Annotated in this window: 11 protein-coding genes and 1 pseudogene; 6 read left to right on the top strand and 6 right to left on the bottom strand. The window is 68.7% G+C overall.

Translation table 11 applies throughout. From position 1 onward, the window contains the following. Positions 1–145: 145 nt before the first annotated feature. Positions 146–649, bottom strand: coding sequence for a hypothetical protein (locus ACM6LU_RS37060; RefSeq protein ID WP_414942532.1), 504 nt, complete (start codon positions 647–649; stop codon positions 146–148). A gap of 655 nt (positions 650–1,304) precedes the next feature. On the opposite strand from ACM6LU_RS37060, the pseudogene ACM6LU_RS37055 reads away from it, so the two are divergent. Further along, positions 1,305–1,600: pseudogene (locus tag ACM6LU_RS37055) on the top strand (transposase); the annotation flags it as partial. 95 nt (positions 1,601–1,695) lie between these two features. On the opposite strand, the gene ACM6LU_RS37050 reads toward ACM6LU_RS37055, so the two are convergent. The 3 genes from ACM6LU_RS37050 to ACM6LU_RS37040 all read right to left on the bottom strand — a co-directional run bounded on the left by ACM6LU_RS37050 (position 1,696) and on the right by ACM6LU_RS37040 (position 5,636). Continuing rightward, on the bottom strand, positions 1,696–2,484 hold the full coding sequence (locus ACM6LU_RS37050; protein WP_414942531.1) for an SDR family oxidoreductase: 789 nt from the start codon (positions 2,482–2,484) through the stop codon (positions 1,696–1,698). A 518-nt stretch (positions 2,485–3,002) separates the two neighbouring features. Then, a complete protein-coding gene (locus ACM6LU_RS37045; RefSeq protein WP_414942530.1) occupies positions 3,003–4,586 on the bottom strand; it encodes a PHA/PHB synthase family protein in 1,584 nt (527 codons plus the stop codon). A gap of 693 nt (positions 4,587–5,279) precedes the next feature. Then, positions 5,280–5,636, bottom strand: coding sequence for a transposase (locus ACM6LU_RS37040; RefSeq protein WP_414942529.1), 357 nt, complete (start codon positions 5,634–5,636; stop codon positions 5,280–5,282). A 161-nt stretch (positions 5,637–5,797) separates the two neighbouring features. Here ACM6LU_RS37040 and ACM6LU_RS37035 point away from each other — a divergent pair, with 161 nt between their 5' ends. Next, positions 5,798–7,552: an alpha-keto acid decarboxylase family protein gene (locus tag ACM6LU_RS37035; RefSeq protein WP_414942528.1), complete on the top strand. Its 1,755-nt coding sequence runs from the start codon at positions 5,798–5,800 to the stop codon at positions 7,550–7,552. Between the two features lie 65 nt (positions 7,553–7,617). Here ACM6LU_RS37035 and ACM6LU_RS37030 read toward each other — a convergent pair whose 3' ends face one another. Then, positions 7,618–8,979, bottom strand: coding sequence for a hypothetical protein (locus tag ACM6LU_RS37030; RefSeq protein WP_414942527.1), 1,362 nt, complete (start codon positions 8,977–8,979; stop codon positions 7,618–7,620). A 159-nt stretch (positions 8,980–9,138) separates the two neighbouring features. Continuing rightward, positions 9,139–9,318, bottom strand: coding sequence for a hypothetical protein (locus ACM6LU_RS37025; protein ID WP_414942526.1), 180 nt, complete (start codon positions 9,316–9,318; stop codon positions 9,139–9,141). Positions 9,319–10,220: 902 nt separating this feature from the next. On the opposite strand from ACM6LU_RS37025, the gene ACM6LU_RS37020 reads away from it, so the two are divergent. From ACM6LU_RS37020 to ACM6LU_RS37005, 4 genes are all read left to right on the top strand, one after another. Then, positions 10,221–11,120, top strand: a complete 900-nt coding sequence (locus ACM6LU_RS37020) for an alpha/beta fold hydrolase (protein WP_414942525.1) — start codon at positions 10,221–10,223, stop codon at positions 11,118–11,120. Next, positions 11,117–12,778 carry an FAD-binding dehydrogenase gene (locus ACM6LU_RS37015; RefSeq protein WP_414942524.1) on the top strand — a complete coding sequence of 554 codons (1,662 nt, stop codon included), beginning with the start codon at positions 11,117–11,119 and terminating at the stop codon, positions 12,776–12,778. Before ACM6LU_RS37020 ends, ACM6LU_RS37015 begins: the two co-directional genes overlap by 4 nt. A gap of 81 nt (positions 12,779–12,859) precedes the next feature. Continuing rightward, positions 12,860–13,468, top strand: coding sequence for a DUF6230 family protein (locus ACM6LU_RS37010; RefSeq protein ID WP_414942523.1), 609 nt, complete (start codon positions 12,860–12,862; stop codon positions 13,466–13,468). 27 nt (positions 13,469–13,495) lie between these two features. Beyond that, positions 13,496–14,440, top strand: a complete 945-nt coding sequence (locus ACM6LU_RS37005) for a DUF6114 domain-containing protein (RefSeq protein ID WP_414942522.1) — start codon at positions 13,496–13,498, stop codon at positions 14,438–14,440. Positions 14,441–15,119: the final 679 nt, after the last annotated feature.

Raw genomic sequence — 15,119 nt, 5'->3', positions numbered from 1 at the left:
CCACGCCAATCCCAGGAACTGGCCGTGGAGAAGGCTTCCGACGAGTACTCCGGCGAGCAGCAGCACCACGATGAGCAGTGCGTACCGCCCGCGCCCCGCGGACGGTACGAGTACGGTTTCCGCAGTGACGCCGGGCGGTCGCTGATCAGTCGTTGTCACTGGGAGGTTTTCCGGGCAGTAGCGCGTCGCTGACCTTGCCCGCGATTTCGCGTGCCACCTCGGGGCTGGCTCCCGTGCCGGTCAGATGGATCGTGATGACCATGGTGAGGTCGGCGTCGGCACTCGTCACCGGGCGAACGACGTCGTCGTCGGCTCGGCGTGCTTTGCGCGCGGCCCACGCCTCGGTGAGCCGGTCGCGTACCGCGTCCAGCGTCTTGTCGGCGGCCTTCTCCACGAGCATGTTCCCCAGATAAGCCGCCGCCGCGAGAACGTAAGGCGTCATCAGCACCAGATCTACACCGATACCCACCGGCGCACGTAGGGTCTCCGGATTCAGCAGACGGTCCGGGTCACGCCGATACTCGTCCACGACGGCGTCGAACAGGTCGAGCTCCGGCGGATAGTGCGTGCCGACGATCTCGCGGGCAAGCGTCAGCACGTCCGGATCACCAAGCGGAACCGCCGAGGGCGACGGACGGCGCATGCTCATAAGGAGTCCCTATCTTGTCGGCACGGCCGCACGCCGCGATACCGGTATCTGTCGCGACGGACACCGCCTCTGTTACAACAGACCACAGTGGACACACCGGATGAGACGTCCGGCACTCCACCCTGACCACCAACAAAAAACAAGATCAATAACACTGGCGAGATCAACACCCAAACACACCGGTGGATCCAGGGTCGACGTGTTCGGAAGACGATCGACTTTGCTGATGTGGACTGCCGGTTCGAACGAACCATTCCGGTCGCGGCGCAACCAGTTCAACCGGGCCATTCTAGGTGGAAAACGGTTTTCGGGACCTGCCGTTCCGAGAATTCCCGGACCCGTTCCCGGCAGGGTCTCCTTTCTCATACCCGAGATGATGGATCATTTCGGCGTCCAGCGCCCGCGCAGGCACCCGTCCTGGTCATCTCGTTCAGCAATTCGCGCGCACCCAGCGCCCCGCCATTCGCATACGTGTCTTTCACCAACGAATCAAGCGTTTCCGGTGACAACACGCGGGCGAGCGCCTCGCCGGCCGCGGAACCCGCAGCCCGATCAGATGTGTTTCTCAGTCACAGATGGAGCCTTTCCGGGTCGCCGTCAGCGACCCGATCCTGGTCCATCCGCGGCTTACACGGTTGTCATGACACGGCCCGGTGGATTGACACTCTCGGTCGCCGTCTCCGCCGCGAACACCAACGACTCCTACGCGCTCAAGCCACTGGTCATGGCGATCCCGGCAATCAAGTCCCGCCGCGGCCCACGGCGCCGCAAGCCCGCCAAACTGCACGCCGACAAGGCCTACCACCACGCCGACCTTCGGGGCTGGGTCCGGTACCGCGGCATCGAAGTCCGTATCGCCCGCAAAGGCATCCAATCCAAAGACAAATTCGGCAGCACCGCTGGGTGATCGAACGAACCATGGCCCGGTTCACCGGATACCGCCGCCTCACCCCCTCCAAGAAACTCCGCAAACTCACCACATGAGGCAAGCTCTGAGCAGAATGGGCTACGGCAACGTGAAAGAAGTCGTTTGGCGCTGTGGGGGCTCACAGGTCGGGAAGGTCCAGGTCGACGTTGAGCGCGTGCAACCCGCCGTCAACCTCGATCACCTTCCCGGTCAAGTAGGCGCTCGCGTCCGTAGCGAGGTAGAGGACGGCGGCTGCGACGTCCTGCGGATCGCCGATACGCCTTAGCGGCGTCGACGCCTCGGCGCGTTCGCGCGTCGGCCCCTCGCCGACCAGCTTCTGCAACGCCAGCGTGAGCACGGTGCCCGGTGCCACGGCGTTGACCCGGACCCGGGGCGACAGATCTGCGGCAGAGAGGCGGGTGTAGTGCGTCAACGCCGCCTTGGCCGTCCCGTAAGCGAGGAACCCGCGACCGGCGACGCGTCCGATCACAGACGAGATGTTGACGATCGCGCCACCGTCACCGCGCAGCATCACTTCAGCCGCGGCACGCGTCAGCGCGTCCGCGGTAGACACGTTGAAGCGGAAGGCTTTTTCGAGAGATTCTGTTGAACTGCGCCCCAGCGGACCGGGTCGACCCCCGCCGACGTTGTTGACCACCACGTCGAGTCGGCCGAATTCGGCCTCGGCATTACCGGCCAGCGCCGCGCCGGCATCCGGGTCGGACAAGTCGCTTTGCACCACGTGCGCTCGGCGACCCTTCCCCCGCACTGCCTTTGCCACCGCGAGCAGTTGTGACCGCGTGCGCGCGGCGAGGACGACATCCGCTCCTACTTCGGCGAGCGCGATGGCACTCGCCGCGCCGATGCCGCGACCGGCGCCGGTCACCACAGCGACCTTGCCGTCCAGGCGAAACCGGTCAAGAATCATGAATTGACTCCTTGGTGTCGTTGTGCCCGACGACCGGAGGGCGGCGGACAGGTCTCTGTGCTTTGCGGAGCCTTCTTGTCAGTGGCCAGTTCCTTCTCCCCACTGGCGGCCTGTTATCGGGGAGCTATCCGGCCGTCAGCGAGGGGCGCGTTGCGTAGTCGCGGATGCGTGCCGAGGCAGGACTGAATCCGAAACGACCGGAGTGGCGTCCGCGTGCTTCGCTTCGGCGATGCTCCATAACCCAGGTCGGGGGCCGGACGTTCGGGGAGTGATGTTCGCGCCCGGCGCTCGGACCGGGCATCTCGGCGTTGACCGGTAGCTCGTGGAGGCGCTACCGAGCGTGCAACTGGCCGTTAGTCGGGAACCACGATGGCCGTCCTCGTGTGGCCGCCCGGGGGAGGGGGACTCCAGCTGACCGCTGACACCTTCCGTCACCCGGCGAGGAGTGAAGGTGCTCACGCTCTTCCTCCTCGGGTTGACGACTTGGTCTGTTGTTGTGATGAGCATCGGGCGCCCGGTCAGCGCGATCGCACGTGCTGACCTGGCGCGGGACCGCCGGCGGGATGCCGGGCGCTCCCTGCGGCACGGGCGGGCACAAACGGTCCCGAACGGGGCGCGAGCCACCGGGTCCATGCCTGCCACCAGGACTCCTGCTGTGGCACCGAGTCGGCCCACCACTCCGAGGGGTCGTCCGGTAGAGGAGTTGGTCCTGTCCGGTAGGCGGCTTTGGGGCGCGGCGGGCTGATGATGCTGCCCACGTGCCCAGAGGGCACCAAGTGGAACGCGACGTCACCGCCGAGCAGCCCGGCGCCGCGGCACACCGTCTGCCAAGGGACGATGTGGTCCCGGACACCGGCGACCACAAAAGCGTCCTGAGTGGCAGCGGCAAGGTCGACCGGCCGGCCCGCGAGCCGCAGCCGGCCGCGGGCCAATGTGTTGTCGATCGACAACCGCAGCGTCTGCTCGAAGAGGACGCGGGGCACGGACACCCCGTCCTCGCTCCACGCCCAGATGTCGAAGGGCTCCGGCCGGTCCCCCATCAGCCAGCCCGAGATCGACGGTTGCCACAGCGTGTCCCGCGAGCGCAGCAGGTCGAACAGCAGGCTGATGCGGCCGGCGTCGACCAGGCCCTCGCGGTTGGCCAGGACACGGGTCAGCAGCTTGATCTCCAGGTCCGACCACCGGTTCACGCCGTCCTCAGGCGAGAGGTGATCAAGGGCGGACACCAGCAGCGTCAGCGACGCCGCACCCGACTCACCGGCCGCGCCGAGCCAGGCGGCGAGGGACGCCGCGAGCATGCCGCCCGCGCACACCCCGGTCAAGTGGACTTCCGAGGAGCCGGTGATCTCCCGCGCCACATCCAGAGCGCGTAGCGGAACCCGCTGAAAATACTCGTCCAACCCCGTTTGTTCGTGGTGGGGCAGGGGGTTCCGCTGGCTGACGGCGAACACCGTGAACCCTTCCCGGACCGCCCACTCGACGAGGCTCCGGCCCGGGGCCAGATCGAAGATATAGAACTTGTTCACCCACGCGGGGATGAGCAGGAGGGGAACCTGACGCACCTCGGTGGTCCGCGGCTCGTACTGGAGCACTTCCATCAAGTCGTCGCGGTACACGACCCAGCCGGGTGTGGTGGCCAGGTTCGTGCCCAGGCGGTAGGCACCTGTGGGCATCTTGGCCGGACGGCCCCCGCGGTGCACCACGTCGTCGAGGAAGTTGCTCGTGCCGCGGACCAGGCTCGCGCCGCGGGTGGTCACGACGCGGCGAAGCGCTGCGGGGTTGCCGATGAAGGTGTTCGCGGGCGCCGACGCCTCGGCGACGAGTTCCGCCAGGAGCCGTGCCTGCGGCCGACGCCACGCCGGGACGAACGGGACCTCGGCGCTCGCCAGCACCAGCCGGCGCCACACCAGGTATCCCCGGAGCAGGATCCGGTAACCGGGGGAGTTCCAGGCGGTGTCGCGAAACCGTTCGTCACCGGGGTCTGGCCCGGCCTCGACCGCCTTCAGCAGCTCGCGATACCACCGCCGTGCTCCGGCATTCGGTGGTGGCACCGGAGGTTTGGACTCATCCTGGGTGTGCTGCTCGGGGTCATGCGCTTCCACTGGTCGTGCTCCTCACCGGACCGGCGGTCGACCGAACCTCGCTGTGGTGGCGGCGGATGCCCGGCTCTGGAGGGCGGTGGCGGGGTCACGAGCCGTTGGCATTCACTTCTCCGCAAGACCGTAGAACCGCGTGGTGCGCGTCGGCAGGCACGTTGGGGGGTCGCGGCTTCGCCGGGAGCCACAGAGGTGTGAAAGGCGCAGCGAGGTGGCTCGCCGTGGGACCCGTGCCCCGACCACGACGCCGTGTGCGCCACCAGAGCGCTGTCTCACGTGGACGATGGGGCGACGTGCCGAAACCCGTCGTGGCCCCCGTTCCGCCGCTTCGCTGTCACAGGGCAGCACGCGGGACCCAGGACGGCAAGTCGTCCGGATAGGGCGGTGGCGAACGAGTGCGCGCCACGTGGCGATGGGCCCACCACACGAGACGGCCGCGACAGGCGACGCACGTCGCGTCACCGCATACGGTCGGTGGCACGGACCGCAGATCCGGGATCCGTATTCCGGAAGTGACATCGGCCTGGAGGATTTCCCATGCACAGCAGCATGCCCGCCGAGCCGCTCACCATCGCACGTATCGCGAGGTGCGGCCCCACAGCCAGGTACGGGCAAGGCCGGCCGGGCGTGGGCGACGAAGGAAGGTGACGGCGGGGAGCGCATACGACGAGCGGGCGTCGGCGGGCACGACGATGCGGATCAACCGCGGCACTCCGCCCGGGTGAGCGCGATGTCGACGATCGCTACCGCCCATTCCCGGTCGTCGCCGAGATCGGGGCGCCCCTCCAGCGTCCGTCGCAGGCACTCCCACACCCCCGCTTCGGTCCAAGCGAGGAAGCGACGGTGCGCCGTCGCGGGGGAGACACGGAACGTGTCCGGCAACCGGCGCCAGGCGCAGCCGCTCACGAGCACGAACACGATCGCCGTGAAGACGTCCCTGCCCTCCAGCGGGGTGGTCCCGCCTCCTTGCGGCCGTGGGCCGAATTCCGGTACCAGCGGCCCGATCACCGCCCACAACCGGTCGGGCACCAATCGCCGGGACAGTTCCTCTCCCATGCCGGAAAGCATGGGCAGTGGAAGAGGTTGCCACAAGGCGCAGCCGGGGCACGCACGCTCGACCACCGCACCCCGGTGCGCGGTCCGCACGAACCGGGCGCACCGCGTCCCGGCGGAACACCGGTGCGACGCCGGATTCCCACGCCAAGAGAGGAAAGCAGATGACAACCAGGCCACCGGAAACGAGCGCCACGGTGATCGACCAGATCCTGGACCGCTTGTGCGCCTTGGGAGTACGGCACCTGTTCGGTATGCCGGGGGACTACAACCTGAAGGTACTCGATCGCGTGGTCGCCCATCCGCGGATGGAGTGGGTCGGGACGACGAACGAGCTGGGCGCCGCCTACGCCGCCGACGGTTACGGACGGGTCAACGGTTTCGGCGCGCTGTTGACCACCTTCGGTGTGGGTGAGCTGAACGCGATCAACGGCGTGGCGGGCAGCTACGCCGAGCGCGTCCCGGTGCTCCACATCGTGATCGGACCGACCACGGACACCGAGGGGGCGGGCAGCGCGGTCCACCACACGATGGGGGACGGTGATTTCGACCGGTTCGCCCGAGCGCATCGGCAGGTGGTGTGCGCGGACGCGGTGTTGCGCGCCGAGGACGCCCTGTTCGAGGTCGACCGCGTGGTGACCGCCTGCCTGCGGGAGAGCCGGCCGGGGTATCTGCGCGTACCGCGCGACGTCGCCCTCGGTCCCGCGCCGCGGCTTCCGCCGCTGAATCGGCCGGATCTGAAAGTCGCCCACCCTGGCAGCCTGGACAACTTCCGCGCGGCTGCCCGGGCGCGGCTCGCCGAGTCGGACGACGTCGCGGTCCTGGCGGACTTCCTGGTGGACCGGTTCGACGCCCGCGCGGAGCTGGCCGAGCTGCTGGCGGCCGGGCCGCTCCCGCACGCGACGGTGATGGCGGGCAAGACGGTGGTGGACGAGCAGGCCCCCGGCTTCCTCGGGCTGTACGCGGGTGCCATGAGCGAGGCGGACGTTCGCGCCACCATCGACCGCGCGGACCCGCTGATCATGGCGGGTGTGCTGCTCACCGATCACGCCACCGGCAAGTTCACGCACGAATTCGATCCCGGGAAGGCCATCGAGCTCGGACCGGCGACCGCGCGGGTGAACGGCGTCGAGTTCCCCGGCGTGCCGCTGGCCGCCGCCCTGACGGCACTGACGGCGCTGATCAAGGAGCGCCCGCCGGCCCGCGCGTCCGTCACGGGGCCGCGACGGCAGGTTTCTTCGACGGCGAACCCGCCGGTGGGGAATCTCCCGACGGTGGTGAAGAAGTCCGCCACGGCCCTCTTCCGGACGTTGTGCGGACGCTGGACGCCGCTGACCCAGTCCTACCTCTGGAAAGCCGTGGGCGAGGCCGTGCGGCCCGAGCACATCGTCTACGCCGACAGCGGCACGGCGCTCATCGGCGTGGTGGAGCAGCGGTTTCCCGATGGCGCCCGCTTCGTTTCCCAGCCGCTGTGGTCATCCATCGGGTTCACCGTCCCCGCGCTGCTCGGCGCGCAACTCGCCGAACCGGCCCGGCGCGGACTGCTGCTCATCGGCGATGGCGCGGTTCAGCTCACCGCGCCGGAGCTGGGCGTGCTCGGCCGTCACCAGGTCAATCCCATCGTGGTCCTGGTGAACAACGACGGCTACACGGTCGAGCGGATCACCCACGGGGCGAGCGCCGTCTACAACGAGGTGGTCCGCTGGCACTGGTCCGACGTCCCGGCCGCGCTCGGCGTACCGAACCCTCTTGTGCTGTCCGCCCGTACCCCCGCCGAGCTGGACAGGGCGCTCACCCGGGCCGCCGCCGCCACGGACCGGCTCGTCCTCATCGAAGCGTTCCTGAAGAAGGTCGACGTGCCACGGGCGTTCCACCGCATGACCGCCAACCGGCCCGACAAGGCCAAGTGGGTACCGTGAGCAACGCCGCGTGTCAGCCGGTCCGGCGCTGTCCCGTCGCCGGACCGGCTCGCGCACCGGGCAGGTCAGTTCGCCTCCGGCGCGGCGGCGAACTCGCGTGCTTCCTCCGGGTGGCCCAGCGCCCCCAGCCGCCCGCTGAAGTCGACGAGGTCGACGGCGCATTGCGCGGAGTGCACCCCTTTGAGCACCTCGACCGCCTGTTTGGCGGTGCGACAGGCATGCTCGACGTCTCCCATCTGCAACTGTGCCGTGGCCAGGAGCATCAGCCTGAGCGCACGGCGCCGTGACCAACCGGGGGGACATCCTTGAACGGCTTCGCGAGACCAGCGCACGACGGTCGCGAGCTGGTCGAGGTCACGGGCGCACCGGGCAAGTTCCTCGGCCAGGTAGGCCTGATCGACGTGCGCGACCCAGGCCGGCTCCCAGCCCCGGCCGCCGCGCTCCAGCGCCGTGATCGCCCTGCCTGCGGCTCGCTTGCAGGCCTTCGCGTCGCTCAGCATGGCGTGGCCACGCGCCTCGGCGACATGGCAGACCGCTTCGACCTCGGGGGTTGCCCCGCCTCGCGTCCCTTCCTGTGCCACCCGGGCGAGTTGGACGGCCTCGTGGGGACTGCCGAGCGCGAGCGCCATCCGGCTCATTCCCGATGCCAGCAGATACGCGCCCATGCTCCGGTCGTCCGCGGCTTGGGCGAGGCGAAGAGCCTGGATGTAGTAGCGCTGTGCGAGGCCTGGCTGACCGGTGTCGACCGCCATGTACCCGGCCAGTTCGGTGAGACGGGCGGCGGTGCCGAGCAGTTGCCGCCCGGCCGAATCGCGGTGAAAGTCCACGAGCGGCCGGGCAACGACGCTGTCGAGGTAGTGGACGACGACGGGCCGGATGCCGGCGCTGCCATAGCGGTGGTCGAGATCGGCGAACGCGGCGGTCGTCGCGCGCACCGCCTCGACGTCGTCCGTGGCGGGCCCGTCGTCGGTGGCGACGTCGTCCGGGACACCGATCAGCCAGTCGCGACTGGGCTGCACGAGCACGGAGGCCGGCAGCACCTCGCCCGTCAGCGGGCCACTGCGCTGAGCGTCGCTGTGCCACAGGGCGCGAACGTGGTGAAGTGCGTCTGTCAGGACGGGCTCGAACCGCAGCCCCGCGGCGGGTGCCGTGCTGGTGTCCGGCGCCATGCCGATCTCGTCCACGGTGACCGGGCGGCCCAACTTGTCCCCGAGCGCATCGGCGATGACCGCGGGCGCCGGGCCGCGCGGTTGCTGGCCCCGTAACCAGCGGGCCACCGATGTCTTGTCGTAGCGCAGATCCAGCCCCCGCCCTGCGCCGCACATGTTGACCCGGCGGGCGAGCCCGGTGTTGGAGCACCCCGCCTCCTCCATCACGGCTCGCAGTCGCTCGTTCGCCTTCCGACTCGCTGGCGGTCGGCTACTCATGACCTTTGTCTCCTTCGTGTCCTGGACGAGTGAAACCGTGAATTCGGTGGCGGCTGCGTGCTGGTCAGGCGGTTTTCCCGGTGCGCCGTCCGGCGATGGCAAGGCAGGCAGGGGTCGCGTGACGCGGGTGAGCACGCCGGGCAGGTCGCGTCCGCTGGGTCACGACGCAGAGCTAGCGGAAAGACCCGTGTCCGCCAACGACATCTGCTTGCCGCGGAAGAGATTCCGGTTCTGGTCGAGCAGGGTGGTCGGCGCCTCGCACCGCGTTCCGCAAGGCACCGGGGCGACACCGGTGATCCACAGCTCGGCGAACCACGAGTGGCGACCCGCTTCCGGCACGATGATCGCCTTGCGCCGCAACGGTTGTGCGATCTCACGTCGCTGGCTCCGGCGTCACTCACGCCATAACGCGGCAGTGCCGGCGTCACGGCCATCATCCTCTTCCCTGCCCGCACAGCAGCCCCTTCATAAACCACCCGGGAGGTGCTCTCACCGGACGGCCGCGGCGAAATCAGACGGTCCGATGGCCGTCGGGGCTCCCGATGTCGAATCCGGATTGACGGCCGGGAGACGGCCGGGGCGGATTTCTTTCCCGGCTACGTTACGAAGGTCGTAGGAGAAAGTCGTCACGCATCCGAACAGCGCAATCGAACGTCGCGAACCCGCATGATCGAGGTGCCTACTCGGCAAATCCGGCTTCGCCACTGCGAAAGCCCGGAGAACTGCCAAGGAATGAAATTGAGAGCGATGTCACATTTTTCGTCGCACATCGTGCCGAGGGCGGGGGTGGACGTCGCACTGTCCGCGAGCCCTGCTCTGGCGCTGTTTTCACCCCTGTAGGCATGGGTTATAGGCATGGAAAGTGATGTTAGGCGCAGCTTCGAGCCGCTTAGATAAGCCGTTGGAGTGAAAGTCTCCATTTGTCTCTAAACGTGCGGAAAATAACCCGTTCGGACTCATATTCGACGCGGTCCCGGCTTATAGCGGCCGCGATCGCCACACATAGTCAAGAATCCCGCACCGGTCGACGGCGCCGGTGGCCGATTGATTCTGCGTGAACGGCGCGCGGCCACGCGGTATCTGCGCCCTCGAGCGCCTCAAGTGCGCCTGCCCGCGCCGCGCGGCGCGTATTACGGTCTGATCGTGGGCTTTCCCAGGTTGTCGCGGGAGAGCCCGTACAGGTGTCGAGCCTCCGCACCGTGTGGTCCGGAGTGTCCGCACTCCTACGCGAGGAGAACCCCATGACCACTTCCGTCGCCGAGCAAGCGCGAGAGATCGGGGAGCATTGGATCGACGTGGACGGCACGGCCACCCGCTACCTGGCAGCCGGCACCGGTCCGGTCGTCCTGCTGCTCCCGGGGCAAGGGTCCGTGTCCGAGGAGTGGTACGACGTGATCCAGGGCCTCGCGGGCCATTACCGGGTCATCGCGGTCGATTTCCCGGGCTACGGCTACACCGAGCCGATCGCCGACGCCTCGGTCGCGGCGCTGGCGGCGTTCGTGTGGCGCTTCGCCCGTGTCATCGGCTTGCAGCGGCTCGTGCTCGTCGGGCATTCACTGGGAGGAGCGGTGGCGGTTCACGCGGCTCTGGACCAGCCGAGTCGGGTGTCGGCTCTGGTGCTGGTCGATTCCGCAGGCCTGGGACGCGCCGTCAATCCGTACATGATCCTGCAATCTGTCACCCCTCTGGGAGATCTGACCCCGCTGCTGATCCCGGTGCTGCCGCTGGGCCCCCTGCTGCTCGTCACGGCGGTGGCGCTGGCCGGATCGTGCCAGCCCTGGCGCATCCACGCGGCCTGGTGGGCAAGCCAGACCCTGGTGGCCTCCACCCCGGTGGCACTGGAGACGAGCCTGCGTTTGCAACGCGCCACAATCGGGCTCTTCGGACAGCGCGACCCCTTTCTGCGCCGATTGCGGGAGTTGCCGATGCCGACCTTGGTCGCCTGGGGCGTGCAAGACCGGCAATTGCCTTTCTGGCAAGGCATCGCGGCCCGCCGGAGACTGCGCCACGGACGGCTGGTTCTGGTCGCGAGTGCCAGCCACCTGCTGCCGTCGGAGGCCCCGGAGAAACTGGTCCGCGCGGTTCGTCGATTCCTCGCCGACGTCGGCGGCGACCAGGTACACGGGGAGCTGCTGTCATGAGCGATGCGGCGGACGTCATCGTCGTGGGTGCCGGGCTGGCCGGGCTCGTCGCGACCTTCGAGCTGTCCAGGGCCGGACAGCGGGTGCTCGTGGTCGAGCAGGAGAACGAAGCCAACCTCGGCGGGCAGGCGCACTGGGCGCAGGGCGGCCTGCTGCTGGTGAACAGCCCGGAACAGCGGCGAGTGGGCATCAAGGACTCGCTGGAATTGGCGTTGTCCGACTGGCTGGGCTCAGCGGGGTTCGACCGCGACCGGGAAGACCAGTGGGCTCGCGCCTGGGCCGAGGCGTACTTGGGCTTCGCCGCCGGTGTCAAGCGCGACTACCTGCGCATGCTCGGGTTGACCTTGATGCCCAACGTCGGCTGGGTCGAGCGCGGGGCGGGCACCGCGACCGGGACGGGCAACTCGGTGCCCCGGCTCCATGCCACGTGGGGCGCCGGACCCGAGGTCGTACGGGCCTTCCGCGACCCGGTGCTCGACGCCGCCGCACGCGGGGCGGTGAGCTTCAAGCACCGGCACCGGGTCGATGAGATCGTCGTCGAAGGCGGAGCCGCGGTCGGTGTGCGCGGTGCGCTGCTGGCACCCTCGGACGCGCCGCGCGGCGCGGCCTCCACGCGGCAAGAGATCGGCACGTTCGACCTGCGAGCGCAAGCGGTGGTCGTCACCTCAGGCGGTCTCGGCGGCAACCTCGACCTGGTACGCGCCAACTGGCCGACCGGCCGCTTCGGTGCTTACCCGGAATCGATGCTCATCGGCGTACCGGCGCACGTCGACGGGCGGATGCTGGAAATCACCGCACGTGCCGGTGGCTCGGTAGTCAACCTGGACCGGATGTGGCACTACCCCGAGGGGCTCAAGCACCACAGCCCGACCTGGTCGCGCCACGCGGTGCACTTCCTGGCCGGCCCCTCGGCCCTGTGGCTGGATCCTGCGGGACGGCGACTGCCGCCACCGCTGTTCCCGGGCCACACCGCCGGAAACGCGCTGCGGCACCTGACCCTGAACGGCCACTCCCACTCGTGGCTCATCATGACCCAGACGATGGTGGACAAAGAGTTCGACCTGCTGGGATCGGCGGAAAACCCCGATATCACCGGCAAGAACTGCGCCCTGTTGCTGCTGCGGGCGAAGAAGAGCCTGATGAAGCCGGTGCGCGACTTCCTCGAACGCGGCGAGGACATCGTGGTCGGCCGGACGCTGCCCGCGCTCGTGGAGGCGATGAACGCACTCACCCCCGGAACACCGCTGGACCTCGCGGGGGTGGAGCACGAGGCCGCGACGCGCGACCTGCAGGTGCGGAACGACTACTCCAAGGATCTGCAGCTGATGTCCTTGCGCAACCTGCGCGAGTACAAGGTCGAGCGGCTGATGCGCACCGCCCGCCCGCACCGGTTGCTCGACCCCGCGCACGGGCCCCTGTACGGGATCCGCCTGAACCTGTTCACTCGCAAGACCTTGGGCGGAGTGCAGACCACCCTCGACGCACAGGTGGTGCGCCCGGACGGGTCCGTCGTCGACGGCTTGTACGCAGCCGGTGAGGCGGCCGGGTTCGGCGGCGGGGGAATGCACGGCTACCACGCCCTGGAAGGCGCGTTCCTCGGCGGTTGCATCTTCTCCGGCCGGGTCGCCGGGCGCGCACTCGGCAGAAGGCTGGCCTGAGCCGCCCCACGATCACCCCATGCTGAAGCAAGGCGTCGCCCGGTCGCCCGACGACCGGGCGACCGAGGAAAGGACGGGAACATGAAGCGCTCGGAATCGCGAGGAAGAACGCGGTGGGCCCGGTTCGCCGGGATCTTCGGACTGGCGCTGGCGGGGGTGGCGCTGTTGCTCACCGGGCTTTCACAGGGAGCGCTCGCGGCGTCGTTCGCGGTGTCCGGTGGCTCGTTCAAGATCAGCGCGGACAAGCTGGTGGGCGAAGGTTTCGTCCAGTACGGGGATGTCGACCAGGGCAGCGGTCAAGCCCACGCCGTCGCGGTGAGCGCTTTTCGCAAGGCCACGCTGGACAACTTCTGCCAGTCGGTGTTCTTGCCGAAGGTGCCCGTGGTCGGGGACGTCACCCTGGTGCTCCTCTCGGGAGGGCCGGGCGGGATGGAGTCCACGGACATCATCATCGGCATCGCCTCGCTCACCGGCGATCTCCGCCTGACCGACACCCAGATCGGCATCGACGCCGCTCAGCTGACCAAGGGGCCGGAAGCGGCGAAGGGCAGGCCGGGAGCGTTCGGGCTGCAGGCCACCGGCGCGACCATCGGCCAGCTCCGGCAAACGGCGTGGAGCACCAATGCGCAGACGCTGCGGCTGAAGAACCTCGCGTTGTCGCTGAGGAGTGGCAAGAATGAATGCTTCTGAGTTGGCCGACGGCCGCGGGCCGGACCGATGATCGGCCTTGCTCCGCTCGGGCGGATCAAGGCCGGATGGCGGGCATTCCGCGGCTGGCGACGGCACCGGCCCTTCGGTGCCGGGATGTTCCTGCTGCCCGCCTCCGTCGTGATAGGACTTCCGCCGTACGCCTCCTTCCGGCTGGGTGACCTGGTGCTCTCGATCAGAACCATCGGCGGGGTGTCGGCGCTGCTGATCGGCGCCCTGCTCCTCATCTGCGCGGTGTCGCTGTGGATCAGGCCGCAGTACCGGGTCGCCGCCGGCGTGACCGCGATCCTCGTCTCGCTGGTCGCGCTGGTCACCAGCAACCTCGGCGGATTTCTGGTGGGCACCGTGCTGGGACTCATAGGCGGGGCTCTGGCTCTCTCCTGGGCGCCACCGGCCACCGGCGAGCGGGATCGCGACCAGGAAGACGGGCCGGGCTCAGCACGGACCAGGGCCGCGGGGATCACGGTCCTCCTCGTCGCCGCACTGGTCGTCGCCCCGGCGGCTGCCCCCTCGGCCCGCACCACCGCTGCTCCGGCAGGCCGGGTGTGGGTGCTGACGGCCTCCGTCCTGCAGTTGAACGGCCTGCGGTACCACGGTGTCGGCACCACCAGGGTGGGCGGCGTGCCGGTCGAAGTGCTCAGATTCACCGCCAGCCGCATCGACATCACCAGCCTGGTCCAGACGAGCGAACTGGTCGACGGCCACCTTGGCAGGATCACCGCACCACCCGGAAGCGTCTCGACCGCGACCGGCCACCCCATCGAGCTGCTCACCCTGCGGCTGAAGGGGACCCTGAGCGTGCTCGGGCTCATCGGCCTCCCGGTCGATTTCACCCCGGACCGTCCTCCGCCGCTGGTGTTGCCCAGCCTCACCTTCACCGACGTGACCGTGGTCAACACCGACCTCAACCACGCCCGCCTGACCATTCCCGCCGCGAAGATCACCGTCACTTGACCCGGCTTCCCAGACCAATGCGTCGGCCGGGCGGCTTCCGTCACCGTGCCACTGGGCGCGCAAAACACAGTCCCGGTGGCGGCGAACGGCCGTTTCGTGGCTCCGAGGGATCGTCCCCCTGACGTCGATGGGCTGCGTTGATCACCGCGTCGTCCGGTTGCGGTGCTTCGTGAGCCTTCTTCGGGAATTTCGCGACGCAGCAGGCCGATACGTGCCGACCCGGACGGGCGGCGGCCTTCCCGCCCGGCACCCGATCACTCAGGACGACAACCGTTGCGCGGCAGGGCATTGATTGCACGGCTTCGAGCCGCCGTCTCGGCCTACCCGGACAGTGCGCACGGAGTTCTTGCGCTCAGCAGGCCCGGTGAGTCCTGGAGTGACCATGCCCCAGGAACCTATTGAGAGGTAAGGCAAAGGTGACTTGTCTTGTGCGGGTTGTGGCCAAGGCGGCGCTGGGGTCGTGACAGTCCACTGATCGGTCCGATCGGGTCTCCCGCCCAGTGCACGCCTCTCTGGCCCGAGACGAGGCGTAGCCCAAGTACATGAACTTGCGCCTAGTGCTGTGTCCATGAACGTTGGCCGGGTTGGCGACACGCCGGTCGGCGTTCGTGGCGGGTGATCGTCGGGGCGTCAGTCTGGGTGGATGGCAAAACCAGTTCGGGCGCGTCGTTTGACCGAT

It is taken from the genome of Amycolatopsis sp. cmx-11-51 (genome assembly GCF_047608665.1).
Classification (GTDB): Bacteria; Actinomycetota; Actinomycetes; order Mycobacteriales; family Pseudonocardiaceae; genus Amycolatopsis.
This window is presented reverse-complemented; position numbering and strand designations above follow the sequence as displayed.

Coding starts and splice junctions, on each gene's coding strand:
- ACM6LU_RS37060 (WP_414942532.1), bottom strand. CDS start 649: ATGAGCATGCGCCGTCCGTCGCCCTCGGCGGTTCCGCTTGGTGATCCG.
- ACM6LU_RS37050 (WP_414942531.1), bottom strand. CDS start 2,484: ATGATTCTTGACCGGTTTCGCCTGGACGGCAAGGTCGCTGTGGTGACC.
- ACM6LU_RS37040 (WP_414942529.1), bottom strand. CDS start 5,636: ATGGGAGAGGAACTGTCCCGGCGATTGGTGCCCGACCGGTTGTGGGCG.
- ACM6LU_RS37035 (WP_414942528.1), top strand. CDS start 5,798: ATGACAACCAGGCCACCGGAAACGAGCGCCACGGTGATCGACCAGATC.
- ACM6LU_RS37030 (WP_414942527.1), bottom strand. CDS start 8,979: ATGAGTAGCCGACCGCCAGCGAGTCGGAAGGCGAACGAGCGACTGCGA.
- ACM6LU_RS37020 (WP_414942525.1), top strand. CDS start 10,221: ATGACCACTTCCGTCGCCGAGCAAGCGCGAGAGATCGGGGAGCATTGG.
- ACM6LU_RS37015 (WP_414942524.1), top strand. CDS start 11,117: ATGAGCGATGCGGCGGACGTCATCGTCGTGGGTGCCGGGCTGGCCGGG.
- ACM6LU_RS37010 (WP_414942523.1), top strand. CDS start 12,860: ATGAAGCGCTCGGAATCGCGAGGAAGAACGCGGTGGGCCCGGTTCGCC.
- ACM6LU_RS37005 (WP_414942522.1), top strand. CDS start 13,496: ATGATCGGCCTTGCTCCGCTCGGGCGGATCAAGGCCGGATGGCGGGCA.